Annotated in this window: 10 protein-coding genes, 3 rRNA genes, 1 pseudogene and 1 other annotated feature; of the genes and pseudogenes, 2 read left to right on the forward strand and 12 right to left on the reverse strand. The window is 40.0% G+C overall.

Features of this window, described 5'->3' with window-relative positions:
* Positions 1–21 precede the first annotated feature (21 nt).
* The gene (locus tag ACZ5R4_RS05725; protein ID WP_464368182.1) at positions 22–1644 is read right to left on the reverse strand and encodes a putative polysaccharide biosynthesis protein; all 1623 of its coding nucleotides are present in this window, start codon (positions 1642–1644) and stop codon (positions 22–24) included.
* Between the two features lie 192 nt (positions 1645–1836).
* Here ACZ5R4_RS05725 and ACZ5R4_RS05730 point away from each other — a divergent pair, with 192 nt between their 5' ends.
* Positions 1837–3096 carry a BaiN/RdsA family NAD(P)/FAD-dependent oxidoreductase gene (locus ACZ5R4_RS05730; protein ID WP_109983029.1) on the forward strand — a complete coding sequence of 420 codons (1260 nt, stop codon included), beginning with the start codon at positions 1837–1839 and terminating at the stop codon, positions 3094–3096.
* Positions 3097–3245: 149 nt separating this feature from the next.
* On the opposite strand, the pseudogene ACZ5R4_RS05735 reads toward ACZ5R4_RS05730, so the two are convergent.
* The 8 genes and pseudogenes from ACZ5R4_RS05735 to ACZ5R4_RS05770 all read right to left on the reverse strand — a co-directional run.
* Positions 3246–4250: pseudogene (locus ACZ5R4_RS05735) on the reverse strand (IS3 family transposase); the annotation flags it as partial.
* Positions 4208–4963, reverse strand: a complete 756-nt coding sequence (locus tag ACZ5R4_RS05740; RefSeq protein WP_464367501.1) for a transposase — start codon at positions 4961–4963, stop codon at positions 4208–4210. The pseudogene ACZ5R4_RS05735 and the gene ACZ5R4_RS05740, both read right to left, overlap by 43 nt.
* A gap of 87 nt (positions 4964–5050) precedes the next feature.
* Positions 5051–5167 (reverse strand): 5S ribosomal RNA (rrf, locus tag ACZ5R4_RS05745).
* Positions 5168–5267: 100 nt separating this feature from the next.
* Positions 5268–8181 (reverse strand): 23S ribosomal RNA (locus tag ACZ5R4_RS05750).
* Positions 8182–8608: 427 nt separating this feature from the next.
* Positions 8609–10170, reverse strand: a 16S ribosomal RNA gene (locus ACZ5R4_RS05755).
* Together the 16S, 23S and 5S rRNA genes form the textbook arrangement of a ribosomal RNA operon.
* A 389-nt stretch (positions 10171–10559) precedes the next feature.
* Complete coding sequence (gene leuS / locus ACZ5R4_RS05760; RefSeq protein ID WP_109984891.1) at positions 10560–12977, reverse strand: leucine--tRNA ligase; 2418 nt, start codon at positions 12975–12977, stop codon at positions 10560–10562.
* A 68-nt stretch (positions 12978–13045) separates the two neighbouring features.
* Positions 13046–13256, reverse strand: a binding site (T-box leader).
* Between the two features lie 77 nt (positions 13257–13333).
* The gene (rlmN, locus tag ACZ5R4_RS05765; RefSeq protein ID WP_054861293.1) at positions 13334–14410 is read right to left on the reverse strand and encodes a dual-specificity RNA methyltransferase RlmN; all 1077 of its coding nucleotides are present in this window, start codon (positions 14408–14410) and stop codon (positions 13334–13336) included.
* 76 nt (positions 14411–14486) lie between these two features.
* Positions 14487–15614: a tellurite resistance/C4-dicarboxylate transporter family protein gene (locus tag ACZ5R4_RS05770; protein ID WP_245902343.1), complete on the reverse strand. Its 1128-nt coding sequence runs from the start codon at positions 15612–15614 to the stop codon at positions 14487–14489.
* Positions 15615–15836: 222 nt separating this feature from the next.
* Here ACZ5R4_RS05770 and ACZ5R4_RS05775 point away from each other — a divergent pair, with 222 nt between their 5' ends.
* On the forward strand, positions 15837–16037 hold the full coding sequence (locus tag ACZ5R4_RS05775) for a cold-shock protein (protein WP_035726336.1): 201 nt from the start codon (positions 15837–15839) through the stop codon (positions 16035–16037).
* A 73-nt stretch (positions 16038–16110) separates the two neighbouring features.
* Here ACZ5R4_RS05775 and ACZ5R4_RS05780 read toward each other — a convergent pair whose 3' ends face one another.
* The 3 genes from ACZ5R4_RS05780 to coxB all read right to left on the reverse strand — a co-directional run bounded on the left by ACZ5R4_RS05780 (position 16111) and on the right by coxB (position 20948).
* Complete coding sequence (locus ACZ5R4_RS05780) at positions 16111–17682, reverse strand: FMN-binding glutamate synthase family protein (RefSeq protein ID WP_464368183.1); 1572 nt, start codon at positions 17680–17682, stop codon at positions 16111–16113.
* A 16-nt stretch (positions 17683–17698) separates the two neighbouring features.
* The gene (ctaD, locus tag ACZ5R4_RS05785; protein ID WP_109984893.1) at positions 17699–20185 is read right to left on the reverse strand and encodes a cytochrome c oxidase subunit I; all 2487 of its coding nucleotides are present in this window, start codon (positions 20183–20185) and stop codon (positions 17699–17701) included.
* 70 nt (positions 20186–20255) lie between these two features.
* Complete coding sequence (coxB, locus tag ACZ5R4_RS05790; protein WP_464368184.1) at positions 20256–20948, reverse strand: cytochrome c oxidase subunit II; 693 nt, start codon at positions 20946–20948, stop codon at positions 20256–20258.
* Positions 20949–20960 lie beyond the last annotated feature (12 nt).

A 20960-nucleotide genomic window follows, 5' to 3' on the forward strand; every position in this document is an offset into this window, starting at 1 on the left:
TTAAATTGTCCCCCAATATAATCATCGTCTGAAGATTCGATCTAAGATCGGTATTCGTTTACCGACTATTCGTTCAAAAAGCGTAGACATATAACCGAAGTACATATAGAATGCTCCACCTATAAATACGGCAATTATTGTAATGACAAAAGCAATCAATTGCCCATCATTGTAGGAAATAAAGAATCCAAACAACCATTTTACAAGCAATAACAATATCGCCATAACAATGGTAAAGATTAGCATTAATAGCGATAATTTTCGAAATCTTCGATAGCTGAATTTGAGTGAAGTTTTGATTCTCCACAAGTTTAAGAAAACAGCAACACTTGTTGCCAGTAATGTCGTAATAACTGCTCCTTTTTCAGCAAGTAATTGAATCATTAAAGAGTTTAAAAGGATTTTTATTAATATACCTGCTGATAGACTAATCAATGTGAATTTTTGTTGTTCAATTCCTTGTAAAATAGAACAGGTTACGGTGAAGAAGGCAAAGGTTAATGCAGTCGGGGCATACCAAGCAAATAAAGGTCCAGCAATCGAAATATTATCAATGCCAAACAATCCCCCATAGATTTCATGTGATAAAATGACTAACCCTGCAACCGCTGGTAAGACAAAGAACATAATTATTTGCAATGATTGATTAATCTGTTTATTTAACCGATCGACCTGGTTTAGATTAAAGGATTTAGTTATTTCAGGAATCAATGCCAATGAAAGTCCTGTAGCAATGGTTACAGGAATTAAAATTACTTTATGACCTTGCACATTGAAAACAGAATAAGCGATTGTGGAAATATCCCCTTTTCCAATAGCAACCATTGCCTTATCGAAAGTAATTAAATCGACCAATTGATACAGTGAGGTTGCAATTCCGACTAAAACAAATGGTCCAGCATACTGGAATAATTCCTTTAATAGCTTTGATCTAGGTATCCTTACTTTTTTCTTTTGTTGATCTAGTTTTTCAGATAGAAATCTTTTTCTATTTTTCCAGTACATTAATAATACGACCCATGAAGCAATGGCACCTACAAAGGCGGAAAATGTCGCCAACCCGACAGCGGTAGAATTAGAACCATCCCATACCACCTTAATTAAAAATACACCAATTAGTAAAAAGGTAATTCTTGCAATCTGTTCAATTACTTGTGATACAGCAGTCGGTCCCATGGACTGATTCCCTTGAAAAAAGCCCCGCATGATCGACATGCTCGGGATTATAATTAAAGCAAAGCTTACCATTTGTATAACATGGGCTGCATCTTCTAAAGAAATTTCCTTTTTTTCTTCAGCTAAAAATAATTTAGCAATGACATCCGCACCAAAGTACATAATGAAGAAGGCTACTATACCTGTTATGAACATTAATACCGTACCAAGTTTAAATATTCGCATACTTGTATAATAATCATCTAATGAATTATATTTCGATACAAACTTAGAAACAGCTAAAGGTACCCCAACTGTCGATACACTAATTAATATGCTATATGGTGTATACGCAAATCCATATAAAGTCATTCCCGTTTCTCCAACAATGTTAGTGAAGGGTATAACATAAATCATCCCTAAAAATTTAGAGAGAAAACTTGCTGCAGTTAACAACATCGTTCCTCGTATAAAATTCGAGCTTGACATTTTTTCACCTAAATTCTACAAATTCGTCTAACATTTTTATTCTATCATAAACTACTTAGTGAATGGTATCGATTCATGACGAAATAAGGCATTAGTAATGGTTTAGCTCTATAAGAAGTTGACATTTACTACTGAAGTAAATTAGTTTATGATTAGGTAATGAGATTCACATTAGAAAGTAGGTTATCTTGTATGACATATCAGGTTACCGTTATTGGTGGAGGTCCTTCCGGCTTAATGGCAGCAATTGCTGCAGCTGAACAGGGAGCAAGCACCTTATTAATTGAAAAAGGAAATAAGTTAGGGAAAAAACTGGCTATCTCTGGTGGGGGCAGGTGCAATGTTACAAACCGGCTACCAAAAGAAGAAGTGATTAAACATATTCCAGGTAACGGAAAATTCTTATATAGTCCTTTCTCTATTTTCGATAATTATGACATTATTGAATATTTTGAAGGCTTAGGTGTTGCATTAAAAGAGGAAGACCATGGAAGGATGTTTCCTGTCAGTAATAAAGCAATGGACGTCGTCAATGCGCTACTAAACGAATTACGAAAATACGAAGTGACTATACGCAAGAAAACGGCTGTTCAAGCGATAGATTATGGAGATTCCAACCATCGAGTTATTTTAGAAAATGGGGAGAAAATCGAAACAAAGTCTATAGTCATTGCTGCAGGTGGAAAGGCAGTTCCACATACCGGTTCGACAGGAGATGCATTTCCTTGGGCTAAAAAAGCTGGACATACGGTAACAGATTTGTATCCGACTGAAGTCCCTATTCTTTCTAATGAGTCATTTATACGATCCAAAACTCTACAAGGACTCTCCTTGAGAAATGTAGAGTTATCTGTATATGATGCTAATAGAAAGAAGGTGATCTCACACCAAATGGATATGCTGTTTACCCATTTTGGAATTTCAGGTCCGGCTACTTTAAGATGTTCACAATTTATTGTAAAACTACTCCGATCTGGCTTAGAAAAAGTTCAAGTATCGATTGATGCTATTCCTGAAGAAGGCAAAGAAAAATTACTTAATGAAATTCTCTTAAAAATTCAAGAAAACCCTAAAAGAAGTGTTAAAAATTTGCTAAAAGGTATTGTGCCAGAAAGATATTTAGATTTTATCTTAAACAAAAATAACCTTGAACCACAGTTGAATACTGGTAACATTTCCCGGGAAATGGTAATTTCCATAGTAAATGATCTGAAAGATTTTCGGTTTGATGTACATGGGAGTCTACCTCTTGAAAAAGCATTCGTTACAGGTGGAGGTGTCTCCATTAAAGAAATTGTCCCTAGTACCATGCAATCAAAGCTAATGAATGGACTTTATTTTTGTGGAGAGGTTTTAGATATCCACGGTTATACAGGTGGATATAACATTACGGCAGCCCTTGTCACTGGAAGAGTAGCTGGAATGCACGCAGCATGGGAAAGCTTGGGGTAATTCTTTTGAAAACAAAAAACTAATGGAGATCTTTATATTCGTTTATGTACATTGCGGAAAAAAATCAGCTGTTTAGCAACTATTACAATGTTTAGTGTCCATTACCCTGAAACTCAATCCCAAAAATTGAAATGGGGTTCTATGGACATTTAATATTGTGAATTCATTCCAAAATAATGGAGAAAAATTAGTTGCAAGCCCACCACATATTTTTTTATAAAAAAAGGTTTCTTAATGTAGCTTTTGAACTGCCCCCTGTCAAGTAGACAGGTAAATAAACAAAATATTTTGTGCCATGTATGGTTTCCATGCATGGCTTTTTTAGCTGGAATTCTTAACCCCATCTTCAACGTCACGCGCTTTGTATTATAAAATTCAATATAAGCCTCAATATCTTTTTCTAATTCCTCAAATGTGTTATGAGTGGTTAGTCGATACATCTCTTCCTTGATGATCCCCCAAAAGTTTTCCATCGGACCGTTATCAATGCATTTACCAACACGCGACATGCTTTGGGTAATCTGGTGTTCTTCCACAAAACGTTTAAATCCATGGGACGTATATTGAAAGCCGCGATCACTATGAAATAATGTTTTCGCTGGTATAATGGTATCTTTAATCTGAGTAATCGTATCTCGTACTAAGGCATTGTTATTATGTCGGGATAATTTATAGGCTACAATTTTATTTTCACCATAATCTAAGACGGCACTTAAATAAGCTTTCGAATGAACTCCGTACTTAAATTCAGTGACATCTGTTAATAAGACCTCCATCGCGTTATACTCTGCTTGAAATTCTCTATTTAGGACATTTTCAGCCACGTGTTGCGGTTTATGTGGTCTATAGTTGTAACGTTTCCGACGGATAACGGCTTTTAAGCCTACTAAGCGCATCAAGCGGTACACACATTTATGATTCACTTGAGCGTTAAGGAAGTGGTTGAGATAGATCGTGATTCGACGATAACCATAAATCCCTTTATGTTCGTCATATATCTTTTGAATGCAAGCGCTCAAGTGTCTTAAGCGCTTCTCTGTTTTTGTTGGTTTCCGATGGAACCACTTATAATAACCCGAGCGACTCACACCTAATGCTTCACAAAGTATGGTTATTTTGAATCCCTTTTTTTCGAGTTTTTTAATGGTTTGGTATTCGGCCTCATGCCGCGTTTGCGTAACATCAACTCTCTTTCCTCTTCTTCTAACTTTTTTAACGCAGTATTCTCTGTTTCAAGGTACTCATTTCGTGCTTTTAATGCCTCAATTTCCGTTCGTAACTTTTCTTCATCTGTTTGGATCTTGTCTGGCTTTCCGCGACCTCGTCCATCTACCAGCCCGTCAGGGCCATGCTCTTTGTACTTTTGAACCCATGAATAAACATTATTATAAGAAACTTGATATTTTTTAGCTGTTTCCTTATACAATAAACCAGTATTTAAACAATCTTTGACGATTTCAATTCTCTCTTCTTGTGTCGTTTTTCGACTCTTCATCGTATACACCTCGGGTTTGGGAGAATAACTCCTATTCTTTTCCCCTCTAGTATACTTGATGATCCAACTTCTTACAGTATCAGGATTTGGAATATTATATTTCCGAGCTAATTGTTTAAAGGGTATACATTCTACGAGGTACTCGTTAATAACGGACTGTTTAAACTCTTCACTGTAATGATTATTTCTTGATGTCGTTTGAATTCCTTTTAGACCATGATTTTGGTATCTCAGCACCTTTTGACGAAAGGCCGATTCACTTAATAATAAACCAAATGTTTCACGTAATTCTTTAATACTTATTCCATCTTTCAGATACATTTGAATATACCATTCCAACTCTTCAGCTGTATGCTTACTATTTAAACGCATAAAAATCCCCCTAAAGTAGTTTTACTTTTTTAAGTGTCTACTTTAGGGGGAGCATATCATTTACACTAAGAAACCTTTTTTCGTTTTGCCTGGCAACGTCCTACTCTTGCAGGGGCGTGAGCCCCAACTACCATGGGCGCTGGAGAGCTTAACTACTGTGTTCGGTATGGGAACAGGTGTGACCTCTCCGCTATCGCCACCAGACTTGGTGGATATAAGCTAATCCTTATTAAGATGGGAGAAACTATACCATCAAAACTAGATAAGAAGTAGACAAACCATTGGTTTTTCATCCAAAGAACGTATAGATAAGTCCTCGATCGATTAGTATTCGTCAGCTCCACATGTCACCATGCTTCCACCTCGAACCTATCTACCTCATCGTCTCTGAGGGATCTTACTCACTTAAAGTGTGGGGAAGTCTCATCTTGAGGGGGGCTTCATGCTTAGATGCTTTCAGCACTTATCCCTTCCACACGTAGCTACCCAGCGATGCTCCTGGCGGAACAACTGGTGCACCAGCGGTGTGTCCATCCCGGTCCTCTCGTACTAAGGACAGCTCCTCTCAAACTTCCAACGCCCACGACGGATAGGGACCGAACTGTCTCACGACGTTCTGAACCCAGCTCGCGTACCGCTTTAATGGGCGAACAGCCCAACCCTTGGGACCGACTACAGCCCCAGGATGCGATGAGCCGACATCGAGGTGCCAAACCTCCCCGTCGATGTGGACTCTTGGGGGAGATAAGCCTGTTATCCCCGGGGTAGCTTTTATCCGTTGAGCGACGGCCCTTCCATTCGGTACCGCCGGATCACTAAGCCCGACTTTCGTCCCTGCTCGACTTGTAGGTCTCGCAGTCAAGCTCCCTTCTGCCTTTACACTCTTCGAATGATTTCCAACCATTCTGAGGGAACCTTTGGGCGCCTCCGTTACTCTTTAGGAGGCGACCGCCCCAGTCAAACTGCCCACCTGACACTGTCTCCGAACCGGATCACGGTTCTGGGTTAGAAGGTTCATACAGCCAGGGTGGTATCCCACCGGCGCCTCCACGTAAGCTAGCGCTCACGTTTCCAAGGCTCCCACCTATCCTGTACAAGCTGTACAAACATTCCATATCAGGCTACAGTAAAGCTCCACGGGGTCTTTCCGTCCTGTCGCGGGTAATGCGCATCTTCACGCATAGTATAATTTCACCGGGTCTCTCGTTGAGACAGTGCCCAAGTCGTTGCACCTTTCGTGCGGGTCGGAACTTACCCGACAAGGAATTTCGCTACCTTAGGACCGTTATAGTTACGGCCGCCGTTTACTGGGGCTTCAGTTCAACGCTTCGCTAATGCTAACGCATCCCCTTAACCTTCCAGCACCGGGCAGGTGTCAGCCCCTATACTTCGCCTTTCGGCTTCGCAGAGACCTGTGTTTTTGCTAAACAGTCGCTTGGGCCTTTTCACTGCGGCTTACTCGTAAGTAAGCACCCCTTCTCCCGAAGTTACGGGGTCATTTTGCCGAGTTCCTTAACGAGAGTTCTCCCGATCACCTTAGGATTCTCTCCTCGCCTACCTGTGTCGGTTTGCGGTACGGGCACCCTTTTCCTTGCTAGAGGCTTTTCTTGGCAGTGTGAAATCCGGAACTTCGGTACTCATTTTCCCTCCCGATCACAGCTTGTGATTGCCAGACGGATTTGCCTATCTGACTCACTCACTGCTTCGACGCACACGTCCAGTCGTGCGCTTTCCTTATCCTACTGCGTCCCCCCATCACTCAAACGGAATTGGGTGGTACAGGAATATCCACCTGTTGTCCATCGCCTACGCCTTTCGGCCTCGGCTTAGGCCCCGACTAACCCTGAGCGGACGAGCCTTCCTCAGGAAACCTTAGGCATTCGGTGTAGAAGATTCTCACTTCTATTTCGCTACTCATACCGGCATTCTCACTTCTAAGCGCTCCACCAGTCCTCACGGTCTGACTTCCCTGCACTTAGAACGCTCTCCTACCATTGTTCGTAGAACAATCCGTAGCTTCGGTGATACGTTTAGCCCCGGTACATTTTCGGCGCAGCGTCACTCGACCAGTGAGCTATTACGCACTCTTTAAATGATGGCTGCTTCTAAGCCAACATCCTGGTTGTCTAAGCAACGCCACATCCTTTTCCACTTAACGTATACTTGGGGACCTTAGCTGACGGTCTGGGCTGTTTCCCTTTCGACTATGAACCTTATCACCCATAGTCTGACTCCCAAGGTAATATGATTGGCATTCGGAGTTTGACTGAATTCGGTAACCCGGTGAGGGCCCCTAGTCCAATCAGTGCTCTACCTCCAACATACATCCCTTGAGGCTAGCCCTAAAGCTATTTCGGAGAGAACCAGCTATCTCCGTGTTCGATTGGCATTTCACCCCTACCCACACCTCATCCCCGCACTTTTCAACGTACGTGGGTTCGGGCCTCCAGTCAGTGTTACCTGACCTTCACCCTGGACATGGGTAGATCACACGGTTTCGGGTCTACGACCCCCTACTATCTCGCCCTATTCAGACTCGCTTTCGCTGCGGCTCCGTGTCTTCCACTTAACCTTGCAGGAGATCGTAACTCGCCGGTCCATTCTACAAAAGGTACGCCGTCACCCATAAAAGGGCTTCGACTACTTGTAGGCACACGGTTTCAGGTTCTCTTTCACTCCCCTCCCGGGGTGCTTTTCACCTTTCCCTCACGGTACTGGTTCACTATCGGTCACTAGGGAGTATTTAGCCTTGGGAGATGGTCCTCCCGGATTCCGACGGAATTTCACGTGTTCCGCCGTACTCAGGATCCACTCTGGAGGAAACACGCTTTCGACTACAGGGCTGTTACCCGCTGTGGCTGACCTTTCCAGATCGATTCGTCTAACGTATTTCTTGGTAACTCCGTATAGAGTGTCCTACAACCCCAAAAAGCAAGCTTTTTGGTTTGGGCTAATTCCGTTTCGCTCGCCGCTACTCGGGAAATCGCGTTTGCTTTCTCTTCCTCCGGGTAATGAGATGTTTCAGTTCCCCGGGTCTGCCTCCTCTATCCTATGGATTCAGATAGAGGTTCTACTCCATGACGAGTAGAGGGTTTCCCCATTCGGAAATTCTCGGATCAATGCTTACGTACAGCTCCCCGAGACATATCGGTGTTTGTCCCGTCCTTCTTCGGCTCCTAGTGCCAAGGCATCCACCGTGCGCCCTTTTTCACTTAACTATACTCATGCTTCAGATGAAAAAGTCGTTGGTTTTATTTGATGTCTTGTCATCAGTTTCGTGTTGGCGCCTATTGGTGCCTTCACGTCCTGATTTCTTCTTATCTAGTTTTCAAGGTACAGCTTCCACACGAGGTGGTGACTTCTGTTTTCGTCACAGGACGTGACGGGTTTTAACAGAAGATCCTCTGAGCATCAATCGCTCAAAACTGAACCAAACAACCAAGTACAATCTATGATGATCTACACTAGTAGACCATTTCCTATTGTGTCTAGCTCCAGCACCCAGCGACTAGCACAACTTCCCTCACCTCCGTACGATAAGTCAACATCAAGTCGCTAAGCTCCTTGTGTTTCCTTTATCTCCTTCGGTTCAGTCCAGTTTGTACGTCGCTAACCGGGTGCTTCCGCCTTTCACTTTATCCTTAGAAAGGAGGTGATCCAGCCGCACCTTCCGATACGGCTACCTTGTTACGACTTCACCCCAATCATTGGCCCCACCTTCGGCGGCTGGCTCCAAAGGTTACCCCACCGACTTCGGGTGTTGCCAACTCTCGTGGTGTGACGGGCGGTGTGTACAAGGCCCGGGAACGTATTCACCGCGGCATGCTGATCCGCGATTACTAGCGATTCCGGCTTCATGTAGGCGAGTTGCAGCCTACAATCCGAACTGAGAATGGTTTTATGGGATTGGCTTCACCTTACGGCTTCGCTGCCCTTTGTACCATCCATTGTAGCACGTGTGTAGCCCAGGTCATAAGGGGCATGATGATTTGACGTCATCCCCACCTTCCTCCGGTTTGTCACCGGCAGTCACCTTAGAGTGCCCAACTCAATGCTGGCAACTAAGATCAAGGGTTGCGCTCGTTGCGGGACTTAACCCAACATCTCACGACACGAGCTGACGACAACCATGCACCACCTGTCATTCGGTCCCCGAAGGGAACTCCCTATCTCTAGGGACATCCGAAGATGTCAAGACCTGGTAAGGTTCTTCGCGTTGCTTCGAATTAAACCACATGCTCCACCGCTTGTGCGGGCCCCCGTCAATTCTTTTGAGTTTCAGCCTTGCGGCCGTACTCCCCAGGCGGAGTGCTTAATGCGTTAACTGCAGCACTAAGGGGCGGAAACCCCCTAACACCTAGCACTCATCGTTTACGGCGTGGACTACCAGGGTATCTAATCCTGTTCGCTCCCCACGCTTTCGCACCTCAGCGTCAGTTACAGACCAGAGAGCCGCCTTCGCCACTGGTGTTCCTCCACATCTCTACGCATTTCACCGCTACACGTGGAATTCCGCTCTCCTCTTCTGTACTCAAGTTCCCCAGTTTCCAATGACCGCTTGCGGTTGAGCCGCAAGATTTCACATCAGACTTAAGAAACCGCCTACGCGCGCTTTACGCCCAATAATTCCGGACAACGCTTGCCCCCTACGTATTACCGCGGCTGCTGGCACGTAGTTAGCCGGGGCTTCCTCGATAGGTACCGTCAAGGTACCGCCCTATTCGAACGGTACTTGTTCTTCCCTAACAACAGAACTTTACGATCCGAAAACCTTCTTCGTTCACGCGGCGTTGCTCCGTCAGACTTTCGTCCATTGCGGAAGATTCCCTACTGCTGCCTCCCGTAGGAGTCTGGGCCGTGTCTCAGTCCCAGTGTGGCCGATCACCCTCTCAGGTCGGCTATGCATCGTCGCCTTGGTGAGCCGTTACCTCACCAACTAGCTAATGCACCGCGGGCCCATCTGTAAGTGGTAGCTTACGCCACCTTTCCACTTCGGTTCCTATGAACCAAAGTACTATCCGGTATTAGCCCCGGTTTCCCGGAGTTATCCCAGTCTTACAGGCAGGTTGCCCACGTGTTACTCACCCGTCCGCCGCTCGTTCCACTCACGTCCTCCCGAAGGATTCAGTCAGCTTCCCGCGCTCGACTTGCATGTATTAGGCACGCCGCCAGCGTTCGTCCTGAGCCAAGATCAAACTCTCCATAAAATAGATGCACCGAAGTGCTTGTGTTGATCAAGCTCGCTTAAAGCTAGCATGTTCTTACTTTTTTGTACTGGTTGTTTTGTTCAGTTTTCAATGATCAATGTCTAAAGCGACATATAAATTATAACAAATACACTAGAAAATTGTCAACCACCCGATAAAAAGTTTATCTGTAATGTCGACTTTTTCTATAATACATACTTTGATAAAAAAAGTCAACAAAATTCCGCGAGAAAATAATGGTAATTCAGTGATCTAAACATTCATGTTCTTTAGTAGTTAAAATGTGTCACTTTCCTTGTAGTCATAACAAAAGAATCTCTTTGCATTCAAAAACGAAAAAAGCCACAACAAACATCATTAGAGATGTCATTGTGGCTTTTTTATCTATACTAGTTTGCTACAATATTAACTAATTTCCCAGGTACCACGATTACTTTTCGAACGGTTAACCCTTCTAATTTTTCCTTTATTGCCTCTTGAGACAATGCCTTTTCTTCCATTTCCTCTTTTTGTGCATCTTTTTTCACCATCATTTTCGCTCTTACTTTCCCCATAATTTGAATGACCATCTCGACTTCATTTTGCACAAGCTTAGATTCATCATAGGTCGGCCACTCTTCGTACGTTATAGTTCCATCATGCCCTAGAAATTGCCACAATTCTTCGGCCAGATGTGGGGCAACAGGAGATAAAAGTTTTACAAATCCTTCAGCATAAGCTAGAGGAATACTAGTTGTCTTATATGCTTCATTAACAAATACCATCATTTGTGAAATGCCTGTATTAAAACGTAAGTCCTCAAAATTTTGTGTCACTACTTTTACTGTTTCATGATAAACTTTTTCCAATTCTTGAGATTCTTTATCATCAGAGATTTTACCCGAAAGCTTTTCATCATCTGTTACAAAAAGACGCCACACTCTATCTAAAAATCTTCTTGCTCCATCCAGCCCGTTAGTTGACCATGCTACGGAAGCATCTAAAGGACCCATAAACATTTCATATAACCGAAGTGTGTCTGCTCCATGGCTTTTAACGATTTCATCAGGATTCACTACATTCCCTTTTGACTTACTCATTTTTTCATTATTCTCGCCTAGGATCATTCCTTGATTATATAATTTTTGGAATGGTTCTTTTGTTGGGACTACACCTATATCATACAAAAATTTATGCCAAAAGCGTGCATATAATAAGTGAAGTACCGCGTGTTCTGCACCGCCAATATAAACATCTACTGGCAGCCATTCATTTAGCAATCGTCGATCCGCTAATTGTTTAGAATTCTGTGGATCAATATATCTTAAGAAGTACCAACAGCTTCCAGCCCATTGAGGCATAGTATTTGTTTCACGACGACCCTTTTTGCCAGTCTTTTCGTCCACGACATTTACCCAGTCATCCATATTAGCCAATGGTGATTCTCCCGTTCCCGACGGTTTTATTTCCTCTGTTTTTGGTAAAACCAATGGTAATTCTTCTTCAGGGACTGCCGACATCGTGCCATCTTCCCAATGTATAATCGGAATAGGTTCACCCCAGTACCGTTGACGACTAAATAACCAGTCGCGTAATCGGTAGGTTACCTTTCTTTCCCCTTTATTATGATCTACCAACCATTTAATCGCTTGTTCTATTCCATCTTGCTTGTTTAAGCCATTTAAGAAATCTGAATTAATATGAGGGCCATCTCCTGTAAAGGCTTCTTTTTCAATATCCCCACCTTCTAATACAGGTACAATCTTCAAGCCAAACTTTTTCGCAAATTCATAGTCTCTTTCATCATGTGCAGGCACAGCCATAATAGCTCCTGTACCATATGACATTAATACATAATCTGCAATCCAAATTGGAAGCTTTTCCCCATTAATAGGGTTAACGGCATATGCTCCCGTAAATACACCTGTTTTATCTTTAGCAAGATCTGTTCGTTCTAAGTCACTTTTAGCTTTCACTTGATTAATATATTGTGCAACTGCTTCTTTTTCTGTTTGTGAAACGATCTTACTTACAAGTGGATGTTCTGGAGATAGCACGGCATAGGTCGCACCAAATAAAGTATCAGGCCGTGTTGTAAAAACAGTGAAGGTCTCTTCAAAGCCTTCCACCTCAAAGATTACTTCAGCCCCCTCAGAACGTCCGATCCAGTTTCTTTGCATATCTTTAATACTCTCAGGCCAATCTAACTCTTCTAAATCTTCTATAAGTCTGTCGGCATATGCAGTAATTTTTAACATCCATTGTTTCATTGGCTTCCGTTCCACTGGATGTCCACCGCGTTCACTTTTCCCATCAATAACCTCTTCATTAGCTAACACAGTACCTAGAGCTGGACACCAATTGACAGGTACTTCATCAATATAGGCTAACCCTTTCTCATAAAGCTTTAGAAAAATCCATTGGGTCCATTTATAGTAATTTGGATCGGTTGTCTTTACCTCTCGGTCCCAATCATAGGAAAAGCCTAGTTCTTGAATTTGACGACGGAAATTATTGATGTTTTGCTCTGTAAAAACTGCAGGGTCGTTACCTGTATCCAATGCATATTGTTCTGCAGGAAGACCGAAAGCATCCCAACCAATTGGATGTAACACCTCGTAGCCTTGCATTCTTTTCATTCTTGACAAAATATCTGTTGCGGTATACCCTTCTGGATGCCCCACGTGAAGTCCCGCTCCAGATGGGTATGGAAACATGTCTAATGCATAGAACTTTTCTTTATCGGAATGGGTATCAGTCGCAAAAGTCTTATTATTAATCCAATAATCACGCCATTTTTTTTCTATTTTTAAATGCTCAAATGACATTTTATTCCCTCCTTATTAACAACAAACGAACATTTGTTCTTAAACACAAAAAAACTCTCCTATCCCAGTTATGGGACGAGAGAGATTCCCGCGGTACCACCCAACATTAGTGTTAGTATTTTACACTCACTTTATTTCCTTAACGCGGATTACGACAAAAGCTACTGCTTCACTTTTGTAACATCTGAGGTGAGTTCGTAAAGATTAGTAATGACTTTCACCAAACGCCATCTCTCTTGAACTAATTGCTTTATTACTATTCCTCTTCATCGTTTTTTTACTTTAATTGTTGATTACTTTCTGATAGTTTAATGAAATGTCTTTCTTTTGTCAAGAAGTCCCGTGCCTTTGGGCTTTCATTGGGATACCTTTTGCTTATCTTTTTTAATCTGTTTACTTCTTAATTGTCCACAAGCAGCATCAATATCTGTACCATGCTCGACACGCACACCACAATTTATCCCATTTTCAAGTAATACTTGATAAAAATCAAGAATTGCCTTTTTCTCACTTCTATTATATTGATTATGCTCGTCTACTGGATTATAAGGAATAAGATTGACGTAAGATAAATGTCTTTTATCCTTTAATAGCTGGACTAATTGCTTCGCCTCTCCTACATGATCATTTACATCCCTTAGCAAGATATATTCAAATGTAATTCTTCGATTGGTCTTTTCTAGATAATAATCAATTGCAGGCATCAATTTTTCTAAAGGAAATGCTTTATTTATTTTCATTATTTTAGTTCTTAGCTCATTGTTTGGCGCATGTAGAGATAATGCCAAGTTGACTTGAATATTCTCATCAGCAAAATCATATATCCTTTTTGCTAAACCACTTGTAGACACGGTTATGTGTCTTGCACCTATTGAGAGGCCACTTTTGTCATTTACGATCCTTAAAAAGCTCATTGTATTATCATAATTATCAAAAGGTTCCCCTATTCCCATCACAACAATATGACTCACTCTCTCGTCTTTCCCACGCTGATCTAAATGTTTCTGAACCTTCATAATTTGTTCAACTATTTCACCTGCATTTAAATCGCGATCCTTCGTCAGCAAACCGCTCGCACAAAAGGAGCAACCAATATTACAACCTACTTGTGTGGTAACACAAACGGAATAACCATAATTAAACTTCATCAGAACTGTTTCTATAAGATTCCCATCCTGCATTTTAAACAAAAATTTGATCGTACCATCCTTTGATTCCTGTTTAATTTCTTCCGTCAATGTTCCAAGGATAAAGTGTTCCTCTAATAGTGAAAGACAATCTTTATTTAAATTGTACATGGCTGAAAAAGTATCCACTCTTTTTTTGTATAACCAATCCCAAACTTGCTTCGCTCTAAATTTCTTTTGTCCATGTTCGAGTAACCAACTAGTCAATTCATCAAAGGTTAATGAATAGATGGAAACTTTGTTCATTATAAATACCTCATTTCAATTTTCCGATTCATTACATCCCTTTATCATAATTGGTATAAGGCAATAAATCAAGTTTTCATTTATCCTTCAGAAGGATGTCACGAACTAAATGGATAACCATTAAAATAATACCTAATAGCCAAATTAAGAAAGCTGGATAAATAAAAAATGTAGAGATATTAGCTAAAAAAGGAATTTCTAGCGCCTTTGATAATTTAAAGGTGGCTATTGTATACATTGCAACAGGGAATACCATCCCCCACATTTGCTGGTCATAGTTAAGCGGAAATTTATGTATGATATAGCGCCAATACATTAGAATGACTAATAACGGAATCCACCATGTTCCTGTTACCCAGAAAAAAAGAGTGAATCCTTTCACAAATGGAATGAATTGTTGGATCAAAAGTGATTGCTGTGAATTCAGAATAATTAGGGAACCAGCTAAAGTAGTTATCGCGACCGCACCCATATTAATCCAATAAGGTGGAGTATAGGAAGAATATTTAAGATGCAGAAAAGTAAATCGATAAAAGATTAAGGTTATAATACTTAAATACAACATACAACCTAACAAATACATAGATAATGAAACAAAGAATATAAACTCTGCCCACTGCTCATCCCGAATCGAGGACACAAGTAGTGTCCCGACAACAGAGATCGACTGTGTTGCCACAGCTGCAATTAACCATGCTCCGTTAATCCCCTCCGCTAAGCTCGGCTTATCCTCTTGAATCGTAATGGCTGTAAAAAATGTATACATAATGGCAGTCCATAAAATAATGGAGATCAACCATAAGATTAATGCCAGGTTAGTTTTGTTTACGAAAAAAAGAAGCTCTGTTGCATAAACATTAATACCTGCAACAATCGTAAAAAAACCAGGCCCTCTTAAGTGACTTGTTAAATCTTCCTTCACATATGAAAAGAAAAATAAAAACCGAATCGTAACAACAATCGCTAGAGTAATAATAAAAAGAGTATTGAGGTAAAACAAATAGTTACTCCATTTATCATAATCGAGTAAATATGTAGCAATGGATAAAGCCCCAGTGGCCATTACCAATGCAAAGTATCCAGGAAATAAATGCTTGATTTTATCAAAAATAACAGACAATTGAACATACACTTCCATTCCTAACAAGCTTTTTACATTAACAAAGTATAGTACTATTAATATGGAAAATCTACCTAATCCCATTCAAAATTCTAATTTCAGACATATAAGACTCCTTACTGACTCAAACAAAAATCAATTATTTTTGGGATACGCTTGCAATTTATTGTTTCACTTGCTATAATGATTTTAGCTATTTTGTTCGATGACACCTTCAAGTATCGTAACGTAAAGTTTTCGTTTTGAGGCAAGAGCAAGAATAGTAATACATTTGTGTGAACGGTTCACACTAGGAGGAAAAGAATTATGGTACAAGGTACAGTTAAATGGTTTAACGCAGACAAAGGTTTTGGATTTATCGAAGTAGAAGGACAAGACGATGTATTCGTACACTTCTCTGCTATCCAAGGCGAAGGCTTTAAAACACTTGAAGAAGGTCAAAGCGTAACTTTCGATATCGAAGAAGGTAACCGTGGACCACAAGCAGCTAACGTTGAAAAAAACTAATATAGCTTGCAATCAAAAAAACACTAGTTATTCTAACTAGTGTTTTTTTTGATTAATAAAAAAATTCTTTCACTTATCTTCGGCTTTGCACTTCACTCCAATTGGTAAAGTTTTTAAATTCAGAATGAAATTTAATATGGTCCCGCTTGAATTTCGTTGGACTATCCAATCCAGAAACAGCTGCTAAGTCAAACAATCCTTGTCTTAAAGTGACAAGATAATTACATACACGAAATTTCTTTTCCTCAATCACTAATGCTTTTTGTAATTTTTTATCAGTAGTTGCAACCCCAACGGGGCAAGTATTCTTATGACAAACTTGTGCCATGATACACCCAACACTCATCATAAACCCACGTGCAATATTAACGAGATCTGCACCAATACATAGGGCCATCGCAATCTTATCAGGGGTCAAAAGCTTTCCAGAAGCAATAATCTTTGTCCTATCTCTTAAATCGTACTTTCGTAGACAATCATCTACTAAGGGCACTGCCGAAAAAGACGGTAATCCAACGGAATACGCCAAGGCATAGTAGGAAGCACCTGTGCCACCCTCTCCACCGTCCACTGTTATAAAATCAGGAATGATTTCAGTTCGTTTCATAGCGCCTACTAAATTGTTTACTTGTTCTTCGCTACCAACCACAATTTTTATCCCAACCGGCTTACCACCAAATTCACGTAATTGCTGTAAAAAGGATAACAATTCCTCCGCATTTGAGATGCCAGGGAATCTATTAGGACTATTAATATCTTCTCCAACCTTTACCTTTCGAATTTGTGCAATTTCTTCGGTGATTTTAGCCCCATCCACATGTCCACCGCGAGTTTTTGCCCCTTGACCGAGCTTTAATTCAAATGCCTTAATCTGGTCGGTATCGGCATGTTTTTTAAATTCTTCCCATGAAAAGTGACCATCCTTATCTCTGACTCCAAATAATCCAGGACTAATTTGCATTATAATATCGACATTCCCTTTTAAATGGTATGGTGATAGACTTCCTTCTCCTGTATTCATCCATGTTCCACCTGCCATTCCAAGGCCTAATGATAAAGAGGTAATGGCATTTTCGCCAAGTGAACCATAGCTCATAGCAGATTGGCCAATCAACCCCTTCAATCGAAATGGCTTTTTAACGGTATTTTCGCCTAATAAAACATAATCTTCCTCTTGGAGATATGCTGGATTAATTTTTACTTTCTTGTGGTGCTCCTTACGATTGAATAAGCTTTCATCCTCTATTTCATAAATAAATGTCTCTATTTTAGGTTTTTGATTTATTTTCAATTCCTCTGTTTTAGCTGGAAACATGTCATTAACAAGATATAATCCATCCTTATCAAAATCTCTTTCCGCTCCATAGCCCATTAAGCTTGTTTGATATTTTCCTGCCTTATTAACATATTCAAATTGCTTGCGATTAAATGGTTTTCCTTCTAAATCATGGTGAAATAAATATTGTCTTAATTCTGGTCCAACCTTCTCTAAAATATAGCGTATTTTTCCAAGGAGCGGATAATTTTGTAGAACCGAATGCTCTGATTGTTTAATATCGTGAAGATAAAGCCATAATAAAAAGAAAGCTGGAATCATTAAAATCACAATGATCGTAATGAAAAAAATCATAAACCAAGTATTCATTTTACTCTCACTCCTATCAACCTAAATATGGCAAATATACGATTAGCACGATGAACACCCACACAATGTCAACAAAATGCCAATAATAACTTAAAATTGTTTGTTTTTCCTGATACAAGACTAAAGGAATTTTATGCATCTTCAGTTGTATATAAAGCTGAAGTAGCCAACCTAATCCAAAAAGAACATGTGCTGCATGTAAACCGACAAGCACGAAAAAGGAAGAAAGAAAGACATTAAGGTCTATCACAAATCCTTTCATCCAATAGTTGTAAAACTCATGAAAAGTAGAACTTAAAAAAGCTAGCGCTAAAATAGTCGTCATAATAAATCCTGTATGAAAGATCTTATTATTTTGTTTTTTAAGACCTCTCTCTGACAAAGCGATGGTTCCACTCGATGTTAATAGGAAAATAGATGATAGAATAACGGTTTTCGATTCGAATACCTGCTCTGGCCTCGGTCCAATAGATGCTGGTGTATAAAGGAAATAAGTCGCAAACAAGACAGCGAACATAATACCATCTATTGCTAGATATAGGAAGAAACCCATTTTCTTGTCATCAAATAGAATATTTAAATCTTTTTTTAATAGATTTCCCTTTTGTACATTCTCTACTCTTTTGTCACACCATGATAAAAAAATAATGATGATTATTGTCACTACAGCTGTTAAGCTGGCAAGTGTATGCCACTGATAGATCATTGCAAGAGAAAAAAGAAACAAAGTTGCTGCAATAACAGCAGGAATGACACTTTTGGTGGAAATAGGATTAGGCCGTTGTGGTAGTTTATTTGTCCATTTTTGTTGATTCTTCTTTAGTTGCCATAGGGGCTCTAAGCTATCCACAATTGGTGCAGTGTTAAAATCATCCTCTTTAGGGGGAGAAGAGACTGCCCATTCTAATGTCCGTCCATCCCAGCAATCATTTTCCACCTGTTGTTTTGATCGATAGGTTTTATACACATTCCATGCAAAGAATAGCATTCCAATTCCCATCACAAAAGCACCTATTGTGCTTAAACTATTAAAGAAAAACACACCATCTTCCTTTGTATAAGTAAAAACACGGCGGGGCATACCATTTAGTCCAGCGAAATGCATTGGTAAAAAGGTTAAGTGAAATCCAATGATAAAAAGCCAAAAATGCCATTTACCTAATCGTTCATCTAGCATTTTCCCAGTAATTTTAGGATACCAATAATAGATTCCAGCGAATATACCTAATACGGTAGCACCAAGAATCGTATAGTGAAAATGTCCCACAACAAAATAGCTGTCATGAAATTGAAAATCAGCTGAAGGTATTGCTAGCATAACACCTGTTACCCCTCCCATTGTAAAAGAGGGGATAAATCCGATGGCAAACAACATGGGTACTGTTAACTGAATCTGGCCACCCCTCATAGTAAATAGCCAATTAAATACTTTAATTCCTGTGGGGACAGCAATTAGCATGGTCGTAATCGCGAAAAATGTATTCACCATTGGTCCTAAACCAACTGTGAACATGTGATGCACCCATACCATAAAACCTAAAAAGCCTATTAAAATAATGGATAACACCATGGATGAATATCCAAAAATAATCTTTTTCGAAAAAGTTGAGATAACATCCGAGAAGATACCAAATGCAGGTAATGCCAAAATGTATACTTCTGGATGCCCAAATATCCAGAATAGATGCTGCCAATAAACAGGATCACCTTCTGAACCAGTAAAAAAGCTCGTTCCAAACATTCGATCAAACATCAACAAATAAAGAGCAACCGATAAAGTGCTAAAAGCAATCAATATTAACACAGATGTCACGAAGGTACTCCATGTAAATAATGGCATGCGAAACATTTTCATACCTGGCGCTCGTAAGCGAAGGATGGTGACAATCATATTAATGGCTGTTAGCAATGTCCCTATGCCAGATAGCTGGATACTAAATATGTAAAAGCTGTTACCAACATCTGGAGTGAATTGGGATATACTTAACGGCGCATAGGCAGTCCAACCAGCATTCGGTGGTGTACCAAAGAAAAAGGAAAGATTGAATAAAATTGCACCACTAAAGAACAGCCAAAAGCTTAATGAATTAAGAATGGGGAAGGCTAGATCCTTTGCACCGATCTGAAGCGGAACAACAACATTCATCAATCCTATTAATATTGGCATAGCAACAAAAAAAATCATGATCGTTCCGTGCGTTGTGAACAAACCATTGTATTTATCTCCTTGAAATACCCAAAATTCAGTATTTGGTGCTATTAATTGTGTCCGAATCAAAAGGGCGTCTACTCCACCACGAAAAAAGAAAAGCAAGCCACTTAAAATATACATTGTTCCAATTTTTCTATGATTAGTGGTCGTTACATAATCCCATAAAATTCCCCATTTTCTTTTTTTCCATATATAATAGCCAATAAAAAGAGCCAACACGATTGAAAAAATCCATGCAACAATAATATCAGATGCTTGATATAAGGCTTGTGATGTAAGATCCATATCCATTCTTACCCTTCTTTCCTGCTAAATGATATTTGCTATTTTGACAAGACTCTACATCTCGCCAATGCTATCCTTATTCATCTAGCCAATCTAAAAATTGTTTAGAAGAAATAACTCTTGTCGTAAATCTCATATCTGTATGATTAGTGCCACAAAATTCAGCACATTTCCCTTGATATACTCCGGATTCTATATTTTCTAATTTCATGGTGTTCTCTTTATGTGGTAAAACATCCACCTTTCCCCCGATAGACGGGACCCAAAAGGAATGAATGACATCCTTTGATCGCAAATGTAAAACAATCGTTTTATCACTTGGGAGATATAATTCACCAGATGTCGTTTTTCCATTTTCATAGATGAAGGTCCATTGATATTGCTCTGCTGTTACATTAATATGAACCTCTTCCCTTCTATCACCTGACTGATCCGCTTGATTAGGTGATTGATTATAGGTTACGATAACGGTTGGAATGGCCAATATTGCCAGTAACAAAACAGGAATGATTGTCCATACGATTTCAAGTTTCTTATTGCCTTTCTCATGTTTTAAAGCCTGATGATTTCCTGTCCTGTTACGATATTTACGCACAAATCGGGACAAAAGGAAAAATACGGTAAGAAGCACAAGGATCATGATTCCAAAACTAAAATAAATTAAAAAGCTTTGTGCTTCCGCAGTATCACTCTTCGGATTTAGTACGCGAATGTGACATCCACTCAAGAAAACACCCATCAAGCTAAATAGATAGATAATTTGTTTCATCTTTTTTGCTCC

This window comes from Gracilibacillus sp. JCM 18860 (genome assembly GCF_055395245.1).